We start from the raw sequence: 18,033 nt of genomic DNA on the forward strand, positions 1-18,033 counted from the left end.
GTTTTTCGTTTAAAGAGGGATGCATTGGTTACGCATGAACTCGATTCAGGAAGTTCAACAACATTTGGTTGACGAACTCCGGCTGTTCTAAACAACTGATGTGTCCCGCTTGCGGAATTTCTACCAACTCACTGCCCGTGATACAGTCTTTCATTAAATACGATTCGAAAACCGGGCGAGGCTTATCTTCACAGCCCACCGCAATTAACGTCGGCAGAGCGAATTTTTCCGAATCTTCAATCACATCACGGCGACCAAACACCATGCGCCCCATGCGAGCTACTTCCACCGCACGCTCACCGTTCAGCTCTTCTAAACTGCGTTTGAATGAAGCGACAAGTTTAGGGTTATCCTGATTGACGTTGTTGGCAAAGAACAGCGGCACAACGGCTTCAATAATTGGCGCAGGCACTGCTTGGACTTGGCTGATGGTATCAAGCATTGCAAAATACTTTTTATACGTAACTTCTGGCTCCCAGCCAATGAAGGTATCCATCAATACCAGTGACTTAACACGTTGCGGCGCTTGAGCCGTTAGCTCAGCTCCCCACATGCCGCCAACAGATAAGCCCACTATCGAGAATTCTTCGATATCTAAATGATCCATCAATGCCAACATATGTTGTGCATAGTCGGCCAATGACTGTGTCGATGCAGGTGCAGCGTCCGATTCACCATGTGCCCAAAGATCTGGCACAATACAACGGAATGACTGGCTTAAAACCTCAACTTGTGGCGCCCACATTTGGCGATCCCAAAGGTAACTATGACCAAATAGAAGCACAGGGCCCTCACCTTTATCTAGATAAGCAAGTTGCTGACCTTCAATTTCAAACTTATTCATTGTTATATCCATTTCTTATTCTTCCACGTCATCCTAGCACTGAAACAATAGCGAACTGATCGCATCAGTCAGAATGTAAAACGAGGCGGTTCATTGAATAATTAAAAATAAAGGCCTCTGAGGAGCAGAGACCTTTATTACACAGAACCGGTTTCAAACTTACCGCATAAATTTGATTAAGCGACAGGTGTTAGTTGATCAATTGGCCAACGTGGACGAGCCTCTACTGACATATCAGCCACTTCACCATTCTTCAAGCGCTGCATGCCTGCGTAAGCGATCATCGCACCGTTATCTGTACAGAACTCAGTACGTGGGTAGTAAACTTCGCCGCCAACTTTCTTCGCTAACTTCTCTAACTCAGCTCGCAAACGACGGTTAGCACTCACACCACCAGCAATAACAATGCGTTTCATGCCTGTTTGCTCAAGCGCGCGCTTACATTTAATAGCCAACGTAGCACACACAGCCTCTTCAAATGCCAATGCGATGTCCGCGCGAGTTTGCTCGTCATCACCGTTTGCAGCAATCGTGTTAGCCGTAAAGGTTTTTAGACCAGAGAAACTCATGTCCAAACCTGGCACATTCGTCATTGGGCGCGGGAACTTAAAGCGGCCCGGTGTACCTTTTTCCGCCAGTTTAGATAATAGTGGACCGCCTGGGTAATCCAAACCCATTAGCTTCGCTGTTTTATCAAACGCTTCGCCCGCCGCATCATCAATCGACTCACCTAGAATTTTGTACTCACCGATGCCTCTCACCTCCACCATCATAGAGTGACCGCCCGATACTAATACCGCCACAAACGGGAACGGTGGAGGGTTATCTTCCAACATTGGGGCCAATAGGTGACCTTCCATATGATGAACAGGTACCGCTGGCACTCCCCAAGCATAAGCAATACTGCGACCGATAGTCGCACCCACTAATAGCGCCCCAACAAGACCAGGCCCCGCGGTATACGCGACACCATCGATGTCTTTTGAAGTTAAGTTCGCTTCTTTTAGTGCCTCTTTAATAAGAGGAATGGTTTTCTTTACGTGGTCACGTGAAGCCAACTCAGGCACCACACCGCCGTAATCTGCGTGCAGTTTTACTTGGCTATATAGCTTGTGTGACAAGAGACCGTTTTCATCGTCATAAATTGCGATGCCAGTCTCGTCACAAGAGGTTTCAATACCAATAATGCGCATGGTTTTCTCAGTATGCTTTCTGTATAGAGGAAATTTGGGCGTCATATTACCTCGCCTTGGTGCTGCAAACAAATTTTGTACAGACAATAATCGACAAAAGGCTTTACAAAGTAGTTGTGATCGGATTAAAATTCCGCACCATTTTTGATCAAGCTGGTAAGAGACCTAACAATTGTGATTTGGTCTGTTGAATACCAGCGTTAACGAATAACCCCTGAGGTGAAAGGCATATGCCAGTAGTTAAAGTACGTGAAAACGAACCGTTCGACGTTGCTCTACGTCGTTTTAAGCGCTCTTGCGAAAAAGCAGGTATCCTTTCTGAAGTGCGTCGTCGTGAGCACTACGAAAAACCAACTACAGTTCGCAAACGCGCTAAAGCAGCAGCTCAAAAGCGTCACGCTAAGAAGCTAGCTCGCGAAAACGCTCGTCGCGTTCGCCTGTACTAATAACTGAGCTCCAAAAGGAATTTAGTTATGGCTCTGATTGATCAACTCAAAGAAGAGCAAAAATTAGCGATGAAAGCCAAGGACAAATTGCGCCTTGGTACTATTCGTTTAGCCCTATCAGCAATCAAGCAACGTGAAGTTGACGAACAGATTACTCTGAACGATGACGACATTCTTGCAGTATTGACCAAGATGGTTAAACAACGTCGCGACTCTGTAGCGCAGTTTGAAGCAGCGGGTCGTCAAGATCTTGCTGATGCGGAACAAGCAGAAATTACCGTTCTTGAGGACTTTATGCCTCAACCACTGACAGACGAAGAAGTAGCGGCTCTCATCGAGAACGCGATTGCTGAATCTGGCGCAGCTGGCATGCAAGACATGGGCAAAGTAATGGGCGTTCTGAAACCGCAAATTCAAGGGCGTGCAGATATGGGTAAAGTAAGCGGTTTAGTTCGCGCTAAATTGGCTTAAGGTACCCCACCCAATTGCAGCAAGCCGTGCTATCCTTTGGAGCGCACGGCTTGTTTGTATCTGGATGGATGGAATGAAATCAATGGGCAATACGCTCATTCTTTTAAGGCATTCACTCCACTCATCATCTTCTTTTTTTGTTAGGTTTTATGGCTGGACACATCCCTCGCAGTTTTATCGATGACCTTCTAGCTCGACTTGATATTGTCGATATCATCGACGCACGTGTGAAACTTAAGAAAAAAGGCAAAAACTACGGCGCATGCTGCCCGTTCCATAACGAAAAGACACCCTCATTCAGTGTCAGTCAAGAAAAGCAGTTCTACCATTGTTTTGGTTGTGGCGCGCATGGAAATGCCATCGATTTTTTGATGGAATTCGACCGACTAGAATTCGTCGAAGCCATTGAAGAACTCGCTTCATACTTGGGTTTAGATGTTCCTCGCGAACAACGTAGCGGCGGTAATGGTTCGTTTCAGTCAGGCCCACAAGCAAGCAGCAGTGAAAAACGTAACCTGTACGACTTAATGGGCAGCATTGCTCAATTTTATCGTAACCAACTCAAACAGCCAGCAAGTAAGGTGGCGATTGAGTATCTAAAAGATCGCGGCCTGTCTGGTGAAATCGTCCAGAAGTTTGGCATCGGCTATGTGGCTGATGAATGGGATTTAGTTCGTAAGAACTTTGGCCAAAATAAAGAAAACCAAGACATGCTCGTCACAGGCGGCATGTTGATTGAAAACGATAAAGGCAACCGCTACGACCGATTCCGTGGTCGAGTGATGTTTCCTATTCGAGACAGACGCGGCCGAGTAATAGGCTTTGGTGGTAGAGTATTAGGTGATGGGACACCAAAATATCTCAACTCACCCGAAACCCCGATATTTCATAAAGGTAAAGAGTTGTATGGCCTTTATGAAGTACTACAAGCGTACCGTGAGCCACCACAAATTTTAGTGGTTGAAGGCTATATGGATGTTGTCGCGCTTGCTCAATATGGCGTAGATTATTCCGTTGCCTCATTGGGAACCTCGACAACGGGCGATCACTTGCAAGTGTTATTCAGGCAAACAAGCACCGTCGTGTGTTGTTATGACGGTGACCGCGCAGGCCGTGAAGCCGCGTGGCGTGCCATGGAAAATGCATTGCCTTACCTAACTGATGGTCGCCAGTTAAAATTCATGTTTTTGCCGGATGGAGAAGATCCCGACTCTTATATCCGACAAAACGGAAAACAAGCATTTGAGCAGCAAGTGTCTAATGCGATGCCCTTGTCTGAATTCATGTTCAGCTCATTGACTCAGCAGGTCGATATGAGCACGAAAGAAGGCATGGCAAAACTGAGTACTCTTGCGGTTCCTCTCATTGATAAAGTCCCTGGCGGCACTTTAAGACTATACTTGAGAGAATTGCTTGGCCGCCGTTTGGGTTTGGTTGATGAACGCCAACTACAGCAGCTAATTTCAAAACAAGGTAAAGAGGATAAAAGGCCTCAACCTCATAAAGAAATCAAGCGAACGCCGATGCGAGAAGTGATCGCGTTACTGATTCAAAACCCACAATACGTAAGTATGGTGCCAGATCTAACTAGCGTTAGAGATTTGCCCATTCCTGGTCTAAGTTTATTTGTTGATGTACTTGATAAATGCCAAGCGCATCCCCATATCAACACAGGCCAATTATTAGAGCATTGGCGAAACAGCCAAAATGAGACCCTTCTGTCTCGTCTCGCGAGTTGGGACATTCCACTCGATGAGGACAACCAAGAAGAAATCTTTTTAGACTCACTGGATAAAATTATTGCCCAGTGCGTAGAAAAACAAATTGAAAACCTGCAGGCCAAAGCAAGAAGTGTCGGTTTATCAGCCGAAGAGAAAAGGGAGCTGCTAGCACTTATGCTAGATTTAAAAGCGTAACCCTGTTTAATTAGTCAGCAACGATTTAATTTGTTATAGTAAGTGGTTTGCATTTCGCATACTGATTCCTTCACCAGATTACGAAGTTGGATACCGTCTATGGATCACAATCCGCAGTCACAGCTAAAGTCACTTGTTATTAAAGGCAAGGAACAAGGCTATCTGACCTACGCCGAAGTAAATGACCACCTACCTGCTGAAATCGTAGATTCAGAACAGGTAGAAGACATCATTCAGATGATCAACGACATGGGCATTAAGGTAGTAGAAACTGCTCCTGATGCTGATGATTTAGCACTGAACGATGACACAAATATTACCGATGAAGATGCAGCCGAAGCTGCAGCCGCTGCACTTTCTAGCGTAGAGAGTGAGATTGGTCGTACAACAGACCCAGTACGTATGTACATGCGTGAGATGGGTACTGTCGAACTTCTAACTCGCGAAGGCGAAATCGACATCGCAAAACGTATTGAAGAAGGTATTAACCAAGTTCAATCGTCTGTTGCTGAATACCCAGGCACAATTCCGTACATTCTTGAGCAATTTGACAAAGTTCAAGCTGAAGAACTACGTCTTACAGACCTAATTTCAGGTTTTGTAGATCCAGATGCTGACGACACCGCTGCACCAACGGCAACACACATCGGTTCTGAACTGACTGAATCTCAGTTAGAAGAAGAAGACGATGAAGACGTTGATGACGACGAAGATAGCGATGACGATTCAGATGATTCTGAAGAAGATGTAGGTATCGATCCTGAATTAGCGCTAGAGAAATTCAACCAACTACGCAGCACCTATCAAAATCTTCAATTAGCAATCAACGAGTACGGCTATAACAGCCCGAAAGCAACCGTTGCTAATGAAATGATGCTAGACGTATTCCGCGAGTTTCGTCTAACGCCTAAACAGTTTGATCACCTAGTGAATGAACTGCGTACTGCTATGGATCGCGTTCGTACACAAGAGCGTCTGATCATGAAGTCAGTGGTTGAATACGGCAAAATGCCGAAGAAATCATTCATCGCGCTGTTCACTGGTAATGAATCAAGTGAAGCTTGGCTGGATGAAGTTCTTGCTTCAGACAAGCCATACGCTGAAAAGATCAAACGTAACGAAGAAGAAATCCGTCGTTCAATCGCTAAGCTAAAAATGATTGAAGAAGAGACTTCTCTAAACGTACAGAACATTAAAGACATCAGCCGTCGTATGTCTATCGGTGAAGCAAAAGCTCGCCGTGCGAAGAAAGAGATGGTTGAAGCGAACTTGCGTCTTGTAATTTCTATCGCGAAGAAATACACCAACCGTGGCCTACAGTTCTTGGATCTGATCCAGGAAGGTAACATCGGTCTGATGAAAGCGGTAGATAAGTTCGAATATCGTCGTGGTTACAAGTTCTCGACTTACGCAACGTGGTGGATCCGTCAGGCAATCACTCGTTCAATCGCGGACCAAGCACGTACGATTCGTATCCCGGTACACATGATCGAAACGATCAACAAGCTAAACCGTATTTCTCGTCAAATGTTGCAAGAGATGGGTCGCGAGCCACTACCGGAAGAACTGGCAGAGCGCATGCAAATGCCAGAAGACAAGATTCGTAAAGTTCTAAAAATCGCTAAAGAGCCTATCTCAATGGAGACACCAATCGGTGACGACGAAGATTCGCATCTAGGTGATTTTATCGAAGATACAACGCTAGAACTTCCGCTAGATTCTGCAACAGCAACTAGCCTTAAAGTGGCAACAAAAGACGTGCTTGCAGGTCTAACGCCACGTGAAGCGAAAGTACTTCGTATGCGCTTTGGTATCGACATGAACACTGACCATACTCTAGAAGAAGTTGGTAAGCAGTTCGACGTTACTCGTGAGCGTATCCGTCAGATCGAAGCAAAAGCACTACGTAAACTTCGTCACCCAAGCCGCTCAGAGACTCTGCGCAGCTTCCTAGACGAATAATCGCAGCGCATACAAGCTTTTAGAAATCAAAAAAGGTGACTTTAGGTCACCTTTTTTATTATCTACTGTTCTAAGTGGATAAAAACTAAGCGCAATTGCCCTAGTTGGTATCTAGACACCTTGCAACGCTTCCCCTATAATCGTTGTCCTATTAAGGCCCCTTAGCTCAGTGGTTAGAGCAGTCGACTCATAATCGATTGGTCCGCAGTTCAAGTCTGCGAGGGGCCACCATATTTCGAAAGGCGTAGCAGGTTAATACCTACTACGCCTTTTTTGTATCTTATATCTTTGGGTACAGTTTCGGTTGCGGTAACTCGTCACTAACCTCGTAATAGCTTTTCTTCTTCCCCTCTTCTTTAACTATTATCTGGCTTTCTATACGAGCAATAGAAACAAAATGTCTGCTCGTGATTTAAACCATTGACCCTCAGACAACTTCTGATAGTATGGACATATAAACGTATGGACGTCTAAAGAAAAAATGGAGCTACAATGAAAAGTATTGGTCACTTAAAGAAACTAGCTTTGATTCTCACGGCAGTAGTCGGCTTAAGCGCTTGTGGAGAAAAAGATGACTCTGTCATTAAAGTGGGCGCGACAGTTGGACCACATGCACAAGTAGTCGAGGCGGTAGCGAAGGAGGCAGCGAAGCAAGGTTTGAATGTCGAAGTCATTGAGTTTTCTGACTACGTGACACCTAATGCCGCTCTTAGCGATGGTAGCATCGATATTAATAGCTATCAGCACCAGCCATTTTTAGACAACTTCAACAGTAGCCATAACGCCCAATTAGTATCAATTGGTCAGTCCATTCTTATGCGTATGGGGCTTTATTCCAATAAGTATCGCTCACTGCAAGAGCTTCCAAACAATGCACGTATAGCGCTTCCAAATGACCCTACCAACGGTGGTCGTGGTCTGTTGCTACTCGCCGATGCAGGTTTAATTGAGCTGAAACAGGGTGTTGGCCATAAAGCCGCCCTAACTGATATCACAAAAAACGCAAAATCATTTGAATTTGTCGAGGTAGATGCCGCTCAGCTACCAAGAACATTAGATGATGTGGACGCGGCTGCGATTACAATGAACTACGTAATGTCTTCTGGTTTAGATCCGAAGAAACAAAGTATCTATCTTGAAGCAAAAGACGCCCCATTAGCAGTCATGGTCATCGCCACTCGTGACGCAGACAAAAATAATGAAGCGTATAAAAAGTTCGTTTCTATTTATCAATCTCAAGCGATTCGTGATTATCTCGATCGCACTTTCAAAGGCACAATCGAAGCAGCTTTTTAATCAATAAAGCAGCGAATACTTTGCCCCACGAATCAGATAGAAAAGAGGCTAATGTTTTCTCATAGCCTCTTCTTTTCATTACTCACTAAATCGACTCATTGTCGACTTTCAGCCTCTAACTTCATTGCCAAATAAGCTTGATCAGCAGAAACCAATTCAGGGCGGTTAATCAACTTCCAGAGGAAGTATGGTGGGATTAAAAATACGATGAAGTAGAGAGATTCATGGAAAAAAACATCGGCTATCGTTTGCTGATGCTCCCAAAGTGCCGTCAGTGCGAAGAGCTCTAACATCACGCCTAATACGCCAAAGACGACAGAGACAACAATCGCTAAACCCAGTAGTTCTCTAACAAAGTGCTTGTATGCCATGATACTAATTCCTTCTAGCAATAAGTCATACTAACTTACGCTCATAAGAAACAAGTGAGCTTGATTATTATCAAACTCACCTCATCACTGTTAAGAACTTAGTTTTATAAAAAAGTACTTGTATATAGCGTCAGCGAAGACTGATTTCCCTATCACAGAGCATAGATACCTCTACAAATAGAAGGTGATGGAACGACCAACTATTGACTATATGAGCGCAACTTTAATCAGATAAGTAATATTGAACCGTCGATACCACTCGTACTTTCTTAATGTAAGGCGTGTTGCTGTCTCGGTCATAAATCGAGAACTGCCCTTGAGTTGCACGTTTGATCTTACCCAGTGAACTCTGTGAGTCTTTCGCAAATTTCTCAGCCACTTCACGCGCATTCTTAGTCGCTTCTTCGATCATGTCTGGCTTCACATCATTCAGCTTAGTAAAGCTGTACTCAACACGATTTGCATAAGGATCTTGGTTAAGCAAAACGCCTTGCTTTCCTAGCTCACCTATTTCATTGATTGCCGCTCGAACAACATCAACACTCTGGCTATAAACCGTAACGGTTCGCGAGGCCAAATAACGATACTCAATGTCTTGCTCGCTCCCATATTGCTGTGCTTTTCTGTCAATGACCGCTGGGGAAGAAAGGGAAACGCTGGTTTCAGGAAGCCCTTTGGCACTTAGAAAGTCCAAAATCAAACGAGTTTGCTGGTCAATTTCATCAAACATGGCTCCCATATCATTACTCGCTAGAGTAAATTGAATCGGCCAAATCACCGTATCAGCAGGATACTCACGCTCCGACAAACCTTTTACTGTCACGACTCTTTCATAGGCTCGGTATTTCACCGCCGTCTGCTGCATAAAATAGCCAAGTATGCCAAGACCAAGTATCAAACTTAGCCCAATCCAAAGTGCTGCTTTATTGGAAACTCGTTCCATTATTTCCCCCTGATAAATATCAACTTAGCTTAATCTTTGTTCTAGATAAGATAGCCTATCTCTTGTTTTAAGAGGGAGACATAACGCGAGTTTTGATTCATAGCACAGTGATATACCGTTTTCTTTAGTCAATAAAGCTTCATTGGTTTGTCACCAAAGGCTCATGCTTTTGCCTCTGAATTGTCATCTGTAATTTCTACTATCCAATCAGCAACTTGTACGCTGAGGTAAATATGGATAGTTCGACCCCTTTTCGTCTCCCACGTAAAACGCCGTTTGGCATTGGTGAAAACGTTGCTGAATGGGCAACCGGTTTAAACCAACTTGATAAGTTCTACGCCCAACGCCCCGTTAATGCCGATACCAAAACTTTTCTCCGCTTCACGCTGGATGTCTTAGGTATCGACTATCGTATTGCTCATGGTTCACTCGATTCAGTTCCCAAACAAGGTGCTACCGTCATTGTGGCGAACCATCCGCTTGGTTGTGTGGAAGGCGTGATCTTGGCTGAATTACTGTTGATGGTCAGAGACGATATCCAAATCCTAGCCAATCAATACCTGAAAACCGTGCCGGAGTTAGATCAGCTCTTTATTGGTGTCGATGTATTTGAAGGCAAAGACGCCGTCAAATCGAATATGAAAGCCCTGAGAGCGGCCAATAAACACCTCGCAAGTGGCGGCTTATTGCTTGTCTTTCCTGCCGGCGAGGTTTCCCAGTTAGTCGATGCCAAACAGCAACGCTTGGAAGACAAAGCGTGGAGTCGAAGCGTAAGCAGCCTAATCCGAAAAAACAAAGCAACAACAGTTCCAGTGTTCATCAGTGGTCAGAACTCGAAACGCTTCTATATGGCAGGGAAAATCCATCCACTTTTGCGTACCCTACTGCTTGGTCGAGAGTTGCTAAACAAACATGCGCAAACCATTGATTTATCTTTTGGCCAAGTGATCAAATTCAAAGAGATCAACACACTTAACGATGATCAAGTGGTGAACTATTTGCGGCTCAACACTTACTTGCTCAATCGTGAAACCCATTCAGTGAAGCCTTCTTCTTCATCAGAAATGCTCTCTCCAATAGCGGCAGGGTTACCCGTAGGCGAATTGCTTGAAGAGCTGAACAACTTACCAAAAGAGTCCAAGCTGCTAACAAGTGGTGAATTCGATGTTTACTGCACGGAGTCGCAGAACATCCCTTCCCTACTGCATGAAATTGGTCGCCTACGTGAGCTCAATTTTCGACAGGTTGGCGAAGGGACAGGACTAGCAATAGACATTGACCATTTCGATCATGATTACCTGCATCTGTTTGTGTGGGACAGAGAAAACCAATGCTTGGTGGGCGCGTATCGTTTAGGTCTAGTTGATCAACTGATTGAAAAGCGCGGCGTAGCAGGTCTGTATTCACGAACGTTGTTTAACTATGACCAACGCTTTATAGACCAAATGGGTAAATCCATCGAAATGGGGCGCTCAGTGATTGCACAGCAATATCAGAAGAGCATGAGCGCGCTACTGTTGCTGTGGAAAGGCATCGCAACCTTCGTTCATCAAAATCCTGATTACACTCACCTATTTGGTCCGGTAAGCATTAGCAACGATTATAGCGATACTGCACGTCAATTACTGGCTCAATCAATGACACTGCACCACTACGACAACAACTGTGCAGAATACGTCACGCCTTCTAACCCACTTCCTGAGCACCACCGTGACTGGAATACCAGCATGCTCACCGCTCTGGGTGATTTACAGCTATTGTCACGTGTCATTGCCAGAATCGATGAAGGGAAAGGAGTGCCCGTTTTGCTGCGTCAGTACTTAAGCCTCAATGGCAAGCTGGTATGCTTCAACATCGACCCTGCATTCAATAACGCTCTAGATGGATTGATTATGGTGGATTTGCGCGATATTCAAGAAAAGACGTTGGCAAGGTATATGGGACGCGAGCAAGCTCATGACTACCTCGTCTATCATACTAATAGCAACGATGATTAAGAACAGTGATTAAGTAGAGAGTTGGGAATCACAAGAAGAACCGTGTGGCGACTCTCTTTATTTACCCTTTCATTAACTAATTAGGCGTGCTCCGTGAAGTGCGCCGAAAAGACTCTTATAGATACAATCTATCGAAAGATCTAGATAGCATTTATCTCACCAATTCCGTCACAAACTTTCACAAAAAACAAAAGCAGACCCAAGTCACACTTTAAATCCACCACAACTCAACACAAAACGTGATATTGATCATCGCAAGTATTTAATTCGAATTTCAAAAAAAATCAAAAGTGATCAAAGTCACAAAGTATTTTGATTTTAAATTTGTCAGAAGATCGGATTGATCACTAAGATTTTTATTGACAGATTTAAAAGTGGCTTTTTGTTATTAAGTTACAAGTTAATAAGTTGAACTTGGTCACTTAAAAACCGTTTCTCAGCCTAAGAAATGCGGGCGTAGATCACGAAAAACCCGTTGTCAGTTCCAATTGGAAAATGTGTGGTAAATTGATTGGGTACTAAGCAATCAAACAAACGGTTTTGGCGAACCGTTTACTACAACAAGATTCATCAGAACATCGAACGGGGAATTGTTATGATATCACCAGATGCCAAGATCAAGATACAAAATTTTGGTCGTTTTCTGTCAAACATGGTAATGCCAAACATCGGCGCGTTTATCGCGTGGGGCTTTATCACTGCTCTATTTATCCCAACTGGATGGCTACCAAACGAAACGTTAGCCTCTATGGTTGGCCCAATGATTACCTACTTGCTGCCACTACTTATCGGTTACACCGGTGGTAAATTAGTTGGTGGCGATCGTGGTGCGGTAGTCGGTGCAATCACAACAATGGGTGTGATTGTCGGCACAGACATCCCAATGTTTATGGGGGCAATGATGGTCGGCCCAATGGGCGGCTGGGCTATCAAGAAATTCGATAACTACATCGATGGTAAAGTAAAAAGTGGCTTCGAGATGTTGGTTAACAACTTCTCTGCGGGCATCATCGGCATGCTATGTGCGATCCTTGCCTTCATCTTTATCGGTCCATTCGTAAAAATTCTTTCTGGTGGCTTGGCGGCTGGCGTTAACTTCCTAGTTTCTGCTCACCTACTACCACTGACTTCAATCTTCGTTGAACCTGCGAAGATCCTGTTCCTAAACAATGCGATCAACCACGGTATTTTCTCTCCACTGGGTATCCAACAAGCGTCTGAAACAGGTCAATCGATCTTCTTCCTAATCGAAGCAAACCCAGGTCCTGGTCTAGGTATCCTGCTAGCTTACATGGTGTTTGGTAAAGGTACGGCTCGTCAAACGGCAGGTGGTGCATCAATCATCCACTTCTTCGGCGGTATCCACGAGATTTACTTCCCATACATCCTAATGAACCCTCGCCTAATCCTTGCGGCTATCGCAGGTGGTATGACTGGCGTATTCGTTCTAACTATCTTTAACGCAGGTATCGTTTCTCCAGCATCACCAGGTTCAATCTTTGCAATCTTGTTGATGACTCAGAAAGGCTCAATCGTTGGTGTTCTAGCGTCTATCGCAGCAGCAACAGGCGTGTCATTCGCCGTAGCAGCACTGCTAATGAAGACTCAAACGTCAACAGAAGAAGACGGTGATGAAGCAGCACTAGAAAAAGCAACATCACAAATGAAAGACATGAAATCTGCATCTAAAAACGATGCGGTGGTAAACAACCAAAGCAAAGGTGACGTAGACCTAGCGACAGTACAAAGCATCATTGTCGCTTGTGATGCGGGCATGGGCTCGAGTGCAATGGGCGCGAGCATGCTACGCAAAAAGGTTCAAGACGCAGGTCTGAACATCCACGTAACCAACCTTGCCATTAACAGCTTACCAGAGAGTGCAGATATCGTGATTACTCATAAAGACTTAACGGATCGTGCACGTAAGCATGCTCCAAACGCACACCACATTTCATTGACTAACTTCCTAGACAGCGAGATGTACAACCAGCTAGTCACCAAACTACTAGCAGCACAAAACCAATCCGCAGCCAATGACGACCAAATGGTAAAAGTGTCGCTCGTGGCAGCAAACGACGACAACTTCGAGCCACAGCAAACGTCGGTGTTCCAAATCCAGCGTGAAAATATTCACCTAGGTTTGAAAGCTGCCAACAAAGAAGAAGCGATTCGCTTCGCGGGCAACAAGTTGGTCGAACTTGGCTACGCAGAACCAGAATACGTAGACGCGATGTTTGAGCGTGAAGCATTGGTTCCAACTTACCTAGGCGAATCTATCGCAGTGCCTCACGGCACGGTAGAAGCGAAAGACCGCGTGAAGAAAACCGGCATTGTAATCTGCCAATACCCATCGGGTATCCAATTTACTGAAGACGACGATGATGTAGCGAAACTGGTTATCGGCATTGCCGCTAAGAACGATGAGCACATCCAGGTGATTACCACCATTACGAACGCGCTCGATGAGCCGGAGGCAATTGAGAAGCTAACCAGCACCAACGATGTGGAAGAGATTCTAAACATCCTTGGCGGTCAACAAGCGGCTTAATTACCCCTTTAATTTGCTCCTGAGGCAAATGAGGTCAGCTGTCACCCCCTATGCGGTTGGCCTCCCCCTAGTTTCGTAAGTCAACATTTTAGACATTGGTAGGTAAGAATTATGAAAAACGCAGTTCATTTTGGCGCAGGTAACATTGGTCGTGGCTTCATCGGTAAACTATTAGCAGATGCAGAAGTCGAGGTCACATTTGCAGACGTTGATGCTCCACTGGTTGATCAACTTAGCCACAAACAAGAATACAAAGTAAAAGTGGTCGGTACGGAATGCCAGATTGACACCGTAACCCACGTCACCGCTGTTAACTCCACCAGCGAAGATGTAATCGATCGCATTGTAAAAACTGACTTGGTAACCACTGCCGTAGGTCCCAACGTACTGGACATCATTGCAAAAACCATCGCGACCGGCATTGCAAAGCGCTTTGCGGCAGGCAACGAAAAACCGTTGAACATCATCGCGTGCGAAAACATGGTTCGTGGCACGACTCACCTAAAAGGTGAAGTGTACAAACATTTGGATGAATCATTGCACGCAAAAGCAGACGAGTTGGTTGGCTTTGTCGATTCAGCGGTAGACCGCATCGTGCCACCAGCAGAAGCAGCGAACGATGACCCACTAGAAGTGACGGTAGAAAGCTTTAGCGAATGGATTGTGGATGAACAGCAATTCAAGGGCGAAATCCCTGATATCGCAGGCATGGAAAAAACCAACAACCTAATGGCATTTGTAGAACGCAAGCTGTTCACTCTCAATACAGGTCACTGCATTACCGCTTACCTAGGTTGCTTGAAAGGCCATCGTACTATTCGTGAAGCGATTGAAGACCCAAGTATTCATGCTGAAGTAAAACAGGCGATGCAAGAGAGTGGTGAAGTGCTGATCAAACGTTACGGTTTCGACCGTGACATGCACAATGCTTACATCGAGAAGATTCTAGGACGCTTTGCCAACCCATACTTAGTGGATGAAGTTGATCGCGTAGGTCGTCAACCAATTCGTAAATTAGGTGCAAACGATAGATTAGTGAAGCCTTTACTCGGTACAATTGAGTATGGCACTGAAAATAAAACACTTTTAAAAGGCATTGCCGCTGCGTTGAAGTACACTAACGACACTGACCCACAAGCCGTAGAGCTACAAAACTCATTAAAAGAAGTGGGTGTGAAGAAGACGCTAGCGACATACACAGGTCTTGCAGAAGACAGTGATGAAGTGACTCAAATCGAGACACTTTACAACCAACTTTGATTTACCTAGGGGAGCTCGGCTCCCCTTCTATGTCCTTCTCTGCTTGAAGAGTTGGGATAGCTAATAATTAGAAATGTATTCAGTATATGGCAGATAACATCAACGAAACCGAGATCATTGAGCGATTAAACAGCGCACCATCGGTACGAGGCTTTTTCATTGCAGCAGTCGACGTTTTTAACGATTCGATCGACGGGTTGGTGCAAAGAATCTTTCGTAAAGATAACTTCGCTGTTCAATCGGTTGTCGGTCCGCTGCTACAAGACTCTGGACCGCTGGGCGATCTGTCTGTTCGTTTGAAGTTATTGTTTGGCTTGGGAGTGCTCCCCGATGACATTTACCACGACATCGAAGACATCATCAAACTCAAAAACCAACTCAATAGTGACGCTTCAGATTACGAATTCACTGACCCGAATATTCTAGAACCAATTAAGAAACTGCACTTGGTGAAGAAAATGGGCATGGTACAACTGGAAGTCAGCGAACCAGATGACGACATCGACCTTGAGTTTTATCAGCTACAACTGCAACGTCAACAACAAATCATTAAGTCAGGGCTCTCACTTGCCATTGTCGAGATTTGCAATGAGCTCGGCAAAGACAGCCCTTTTTAATCGAAAAACTGGCAAGGAAGCCTCCTCAACTCGCCCCTCTTTTTGCACATTCTTCTATACAACGTGCGTGAAAGCCATCACAGTCCATATTCCGATGTCTCTGTAACATCAGACCAATCTATCGCTAGTATTGAAACGGTATCGCATGCTTTCAATCGAAGACACTAAAACTAAGTGGGAGTTTTTCCAGAAACACCACTGGGTATCTCCAGAATTTTCCCGCACTCCCGTCCTCGAGTCGTGGGAGCGTTGCATAAAGCAATGCAGCCCTTACACCTGGTCAAAACCACATATTGCCTCTGGATTTACCTTCTCATCTCTAATGAAGCGCAACGAACATCTCATCGAATGCGCCACGACCGTACTTGAAGACACTTACGACATGCTAGGGGACGAAGACCTGGTATTGATGGTAACCGATGGCAACGGCTGTATTCTCTCCACCGTCGGGCACGACTCTATGCGACAAGAGATGCAAACGCTCGGCATAAAACAAGGCTGTTTTCTCTCCGAAGGAAAGATAGGCACAAATGCAGTCAATCTCTGTATCAATACTCATATCCCGTGTGAAGTTTTTGCCGCCGAACATTTCAATCGCCACTTGCACTCTTATGCCTCTGTAGCGGCGCCTGTTTTTGACCAATTTGGCAAATTACGCGGTACAACATGCCTTTTCAGAAAAGCGGAAAGCTATAAGAAAGAAGACTTAGTCATCATCGCGTCGAGCGCGAAAGAAGTCAGCTTGCAAATCCACATTCAGTCGGAACAAGAGAACATGAACCGCCTCACTTGTGCGCATAACGCAACGTTAGAGTGCATGGATGACGGCCTTCTAGCGTGGGATGAAGAAAATCGCATCACCATGGTAAATCACCAGTCCGAGCGTTTGTTAAACATTGAAGCCAGTCAGGTCTTGGATAAAGAAGTCTTTTCTGTTTTGCGCTTCCCACCGAATGTCCTTACTAGTATTGAGTCAGGTGCGAGCATAAACCGTAAACTCACAACGGTAGAGGTTCGTGGCGAGTTTGTTGAGGCGATCATCACCTTGCGTCCACTCAACGACGGCACACACTTATTGTTCTTGCACCCTATCGATAAAATTCGCGAACTTGCTCAACAACAAATAGGTGGCAGTGCGCGCTATACGTTCAGCACTTTGCCCGTCATTTCACGAAAAATGAAGCATGTCATTACCGTGGCAAAACGGGCCATAAAGTCCAAATCACCGATTCTAATTACGGGTGAAGAAGGTGTAGGAAAAGCCACTCTCGCCATGGCGATTCATAACGAAAGCACCTACAAAGAAGGGCCGTTCATTACGCTCAACTGCCGCTCCATCAATACAGAGCAACTGGTCAAAGAAACTCTGGGGTATGACGAAGGGCAAGGCATGCCTTCAAAGTTTGAGCTCGCCCATGGCGGTACGCTCTTTTTAGAAAAGGTGGAATATCTGTCGCCCGATTTACAAGCCGTGCTACTTAAGTTGTTAAAAACTGGGCTCGTCAGCCGCAGCGACAGTTTGCGATTGATCCCCGTAGACTTTCAACTTATCACGAGCACCGCTTCAGAGATCAGCGAGTATGTCACTCAGCGCTCATTTGGTCGGCAACTTTATTATGAAATCTCCTCGAACGAGCTGCACATTCCACCACTACGAAAGCGTAAAGAAGACATTGAATTTCTCGTCCAGCAGCTTATCAGCCATTACGAACGCCGCCACAATGTGACTATCTCGATAGAGCCAGTCGCACTGGAAGCGTTGATGAATTTTCGTTGGTCAGGCAATAACTCCGAATTAAGAAACCGAACTGAGCGAATTTTGCTTAATCGCAGTTCGAACTTAATCAAGCTGAACGATATTCCTGAAGACATTAAACTGAATTCTCGCCATACCGCAGAAAATACGCCAGTAATCACGTTAGAAGAAGCCGAGAGAAGAGCTATCGTTCAAGCTTGGAATCAGTGTGATGGCAAAATGCATGATATGGCGAAAGCATTGCAAATTGGCCGCACGACCTTATGGAGAAAAATTAATAAGTTTGGGCTGCAGGAGCAAATGAAGCTGTATTAAGTCGTGAATTGGCGTTCCTAGAGTAAATTACCACCTTCTAAAGAAGGTGGCTTTGTGTGAGCCCCCTAAAAGGGGGCCTTTGTTTAGTCCAGCGCCAA

The 18,033-nt window shown here is 45.1% G+C and carries 14 protein-coding genes and 1 tRNA gene; 11 read left to right on the forward strand and 4 right to left on the reverse strand.

All coding sequences use genetic code 11. The features are described 5' to 3' along the window. Positions 1-28: 28 nt before the first annotated feature. Together R7E51_RS16275 and tsaD are read right to left on the reverse strand one after the other, a co-directional pair. Positions 29-844, reverse strand: coding sequence for an alpha/beta fold hydrolase (locus tag R7E51_RS16275; RefSeq protein WP_206958034.1), 816 nt, complete (start codon positions 842-844; stop codon positions 29-31). 176 nt (positions 845-1,020) lie between these two features. Further along, positions 1,021-2,037 (reverse strand): tRNA (adenosine(37)-N6)-threonylcarbamoyltransferase complex transferase subunit TsaD, encoded by a 1,017-nt coding sequence (tsaD, locus tag R7E51_RS16280; protein ID WP_005379854.1) that lies wholly within the window; start codon positions 2,035-2,037, stop codon positions 1,021-1,023. Between the two features lie 230 nt (positions 2,038-2,267). Here tsaD and rpsU point away from each other — a divergent pair, with 230 nt between their 5' ends. The 6 genes from rpsU to R7E51_RS16310 all read left to right on the forward strand — a co-directional run bounded on the left by rpsU (position 2,268) and on the right by R7E51_RS16310 (position 8,128). After that, positions 2,268-2,483, forward strand: a complete 216-nt coding sequence (rpsU, locus tag R7E51_RS16285; protein WP_001145625.1) for a 30S ribosomal protein S21 — start codon at positions 2,268-2,270, stop codon at positions 2,481-2,483. A 27-nt stretch (positions 2,484-2,510) separates the two neighbouring features. Then, positions 2,511-2,954: a GatB/YqeY domain-containing protein gene (locus R7E51_RS16290; protein WP_005379720.1), complete on the forward strand. Its 444-nt coding sequence runs from the start codon at positions 2,511-2,513 to the stop codon at positions 2,952-2,954. 149 nt (positions 2,955-3,103) lie between these two features. After that, a complete protein-coding gene (gene dnaG / locus R7E51_RS16295) occupies positions 3,104-4,870 on the forward strand; it encodes a DNA primase (protein WP_005379719.1) in 1,767 nt (588 codons plus the stop codon). 99 nt (positions 4,871-4,969) lie between these two features. Then, positions 4,970-6,832 carry an RNA polymerase sigma factor RpoD gene (gene rpoD / locus R7E51_RS16300; protein WP_005395986.1) on the forward strand — a complete coding sequence of 621 codons (1,863 nt, stop codon included), beginning with the start codon at positions 4,970-4,972 and terminating at the stop codon, positions 6,830-6,832. A 155-nt stretch (positions 6,833-6,987) separates the two neighbouring features. Further along, positions 6,988-7,063 (forward strand) — tRNA-Ile (locus tag R7E51_RS16305). Between the two features lie 261 nt (positions 7,064-7,324). Continuing rightward, positions 7,325-8,128 carry a MetQ/NlpA family ABC transporter substrate-binding protein gene (locus tag R7E51_RS16310; protein ID WP_017633488.1) on the forward strand — a complete coding sequence of 268 codons (804 nt, stop codon included), beginning with the start codon at positions 7,325-7,327 and terminating at the stop codon, positions 8,126-8,128. Between the two features lie 95 nt (positions 8,129-8,223). Here the strand turns inward: R7E51_RS16310 and R7E51_RS16315 are convergent, their stop codons facing one another. Together R7E51_RS16315 and R7E51_RS16320 are read right to left on the reverse strand one after the other, a co-directional pair. Continuing rightward, positions 8,224-8,499 (reverse strand): hypothetical protein, encoded by a 276-nt coding sequence (locus tag R7E51_RS16315; RefSeq protein WP_005379716.1) that lies wholly within the window; start codon positions 8,497-8,499, stop codon positions 8,224-8,226. 223 nt (positions 8,500-8,722) lie between these two features. After that, entirely contained in the window at positions 8,723-9,442 is a 720-nt protein-coding gene (locus R7E51_RS16320; RefSeq protein WP_005379714.1) for an SIMPL domain-containing protein, read from the reverse strand. 233 nt (positions 9,443-9,675) lie between these two features. Here R7E51_RS16320 and R7E51_RS16325 point away from each other — a divergent pair, with 233 nt between their 5' ends. From R7E51_RS16325 to dhaR, 5 genes are all read left to right on the forward strand, one after another. Continuing rightward, positions 9,676-11,439 (forward strand): lysophospholipid acyltransferase family protein, encoded by a 1,764-nt coding sequence (locus R7E51_RS16325; protein ID WP_206958032.1) that lies wholly within the window; start codon positions 9,676-9,678, stop codon positions 11,437-11,439. A 595-nt stretch (positions 11,440-12,034) separates the two neighbouring features. After that, entirely contained in the window at positions 12,035-13,987 is a 1,953-nt protein-coding gene (locus R7E51_RS16330; protein ID WP_033906054.1) for a PTS mannitol transporter subunit IICBA, read from the forward strand. A gap of 111 nt (positions 13,988-14,098) precedes the next feature. Next, positions 14,099-15,247, forward strand: coding sequence for a mannitol-1-phosphate 5-dehydrogenase (locus R7E51_RS16335; protein ID WP_206958030.1), 1,149 nt, complete (start codon positions 14,099-14,101; stop codon positions 15,245-15,247). A gap of 86 nt (positions 15,248-15,333) precedes the next feature. Then, entirely contained in the window at positions 15,334-15,864 is a 531-nt protein-coding gene (locus tag R7E51_RS16340; RefSeq protein ID WP_005379708.1) for an MltR family transcriptional regulator, read from the forward strand. A 145-nt stretch (positions 15,865-16,009) separates the two neighbouring features. Continuing rightward, positions 16,010-17,935: a dihydroxyacetone kinase operon transcriptional regulator DhaR gene (gene dhaR / locus R7E51_RS16345; protein ID WP_158159547.1), complete on the forward strand. Its 1,926-nt coding sequence runs from the start codon at positions 16,010-16,012 to the stop codon at positions 17,933-17,935. The last annotated feature ends 98 nt before the right edge of the window (positions 17,936-18,033 follow it).

The organism is Vibrio sp. Vb1166 (assembly GCF_033338695.1).
GTDB classification, from domain to species: Bacteria; Pseudomonadota; Gammaproteobacteria; order Enterobacterales; family Vibrionaceae; genus Vibrio; species Vibrio alginolyticus.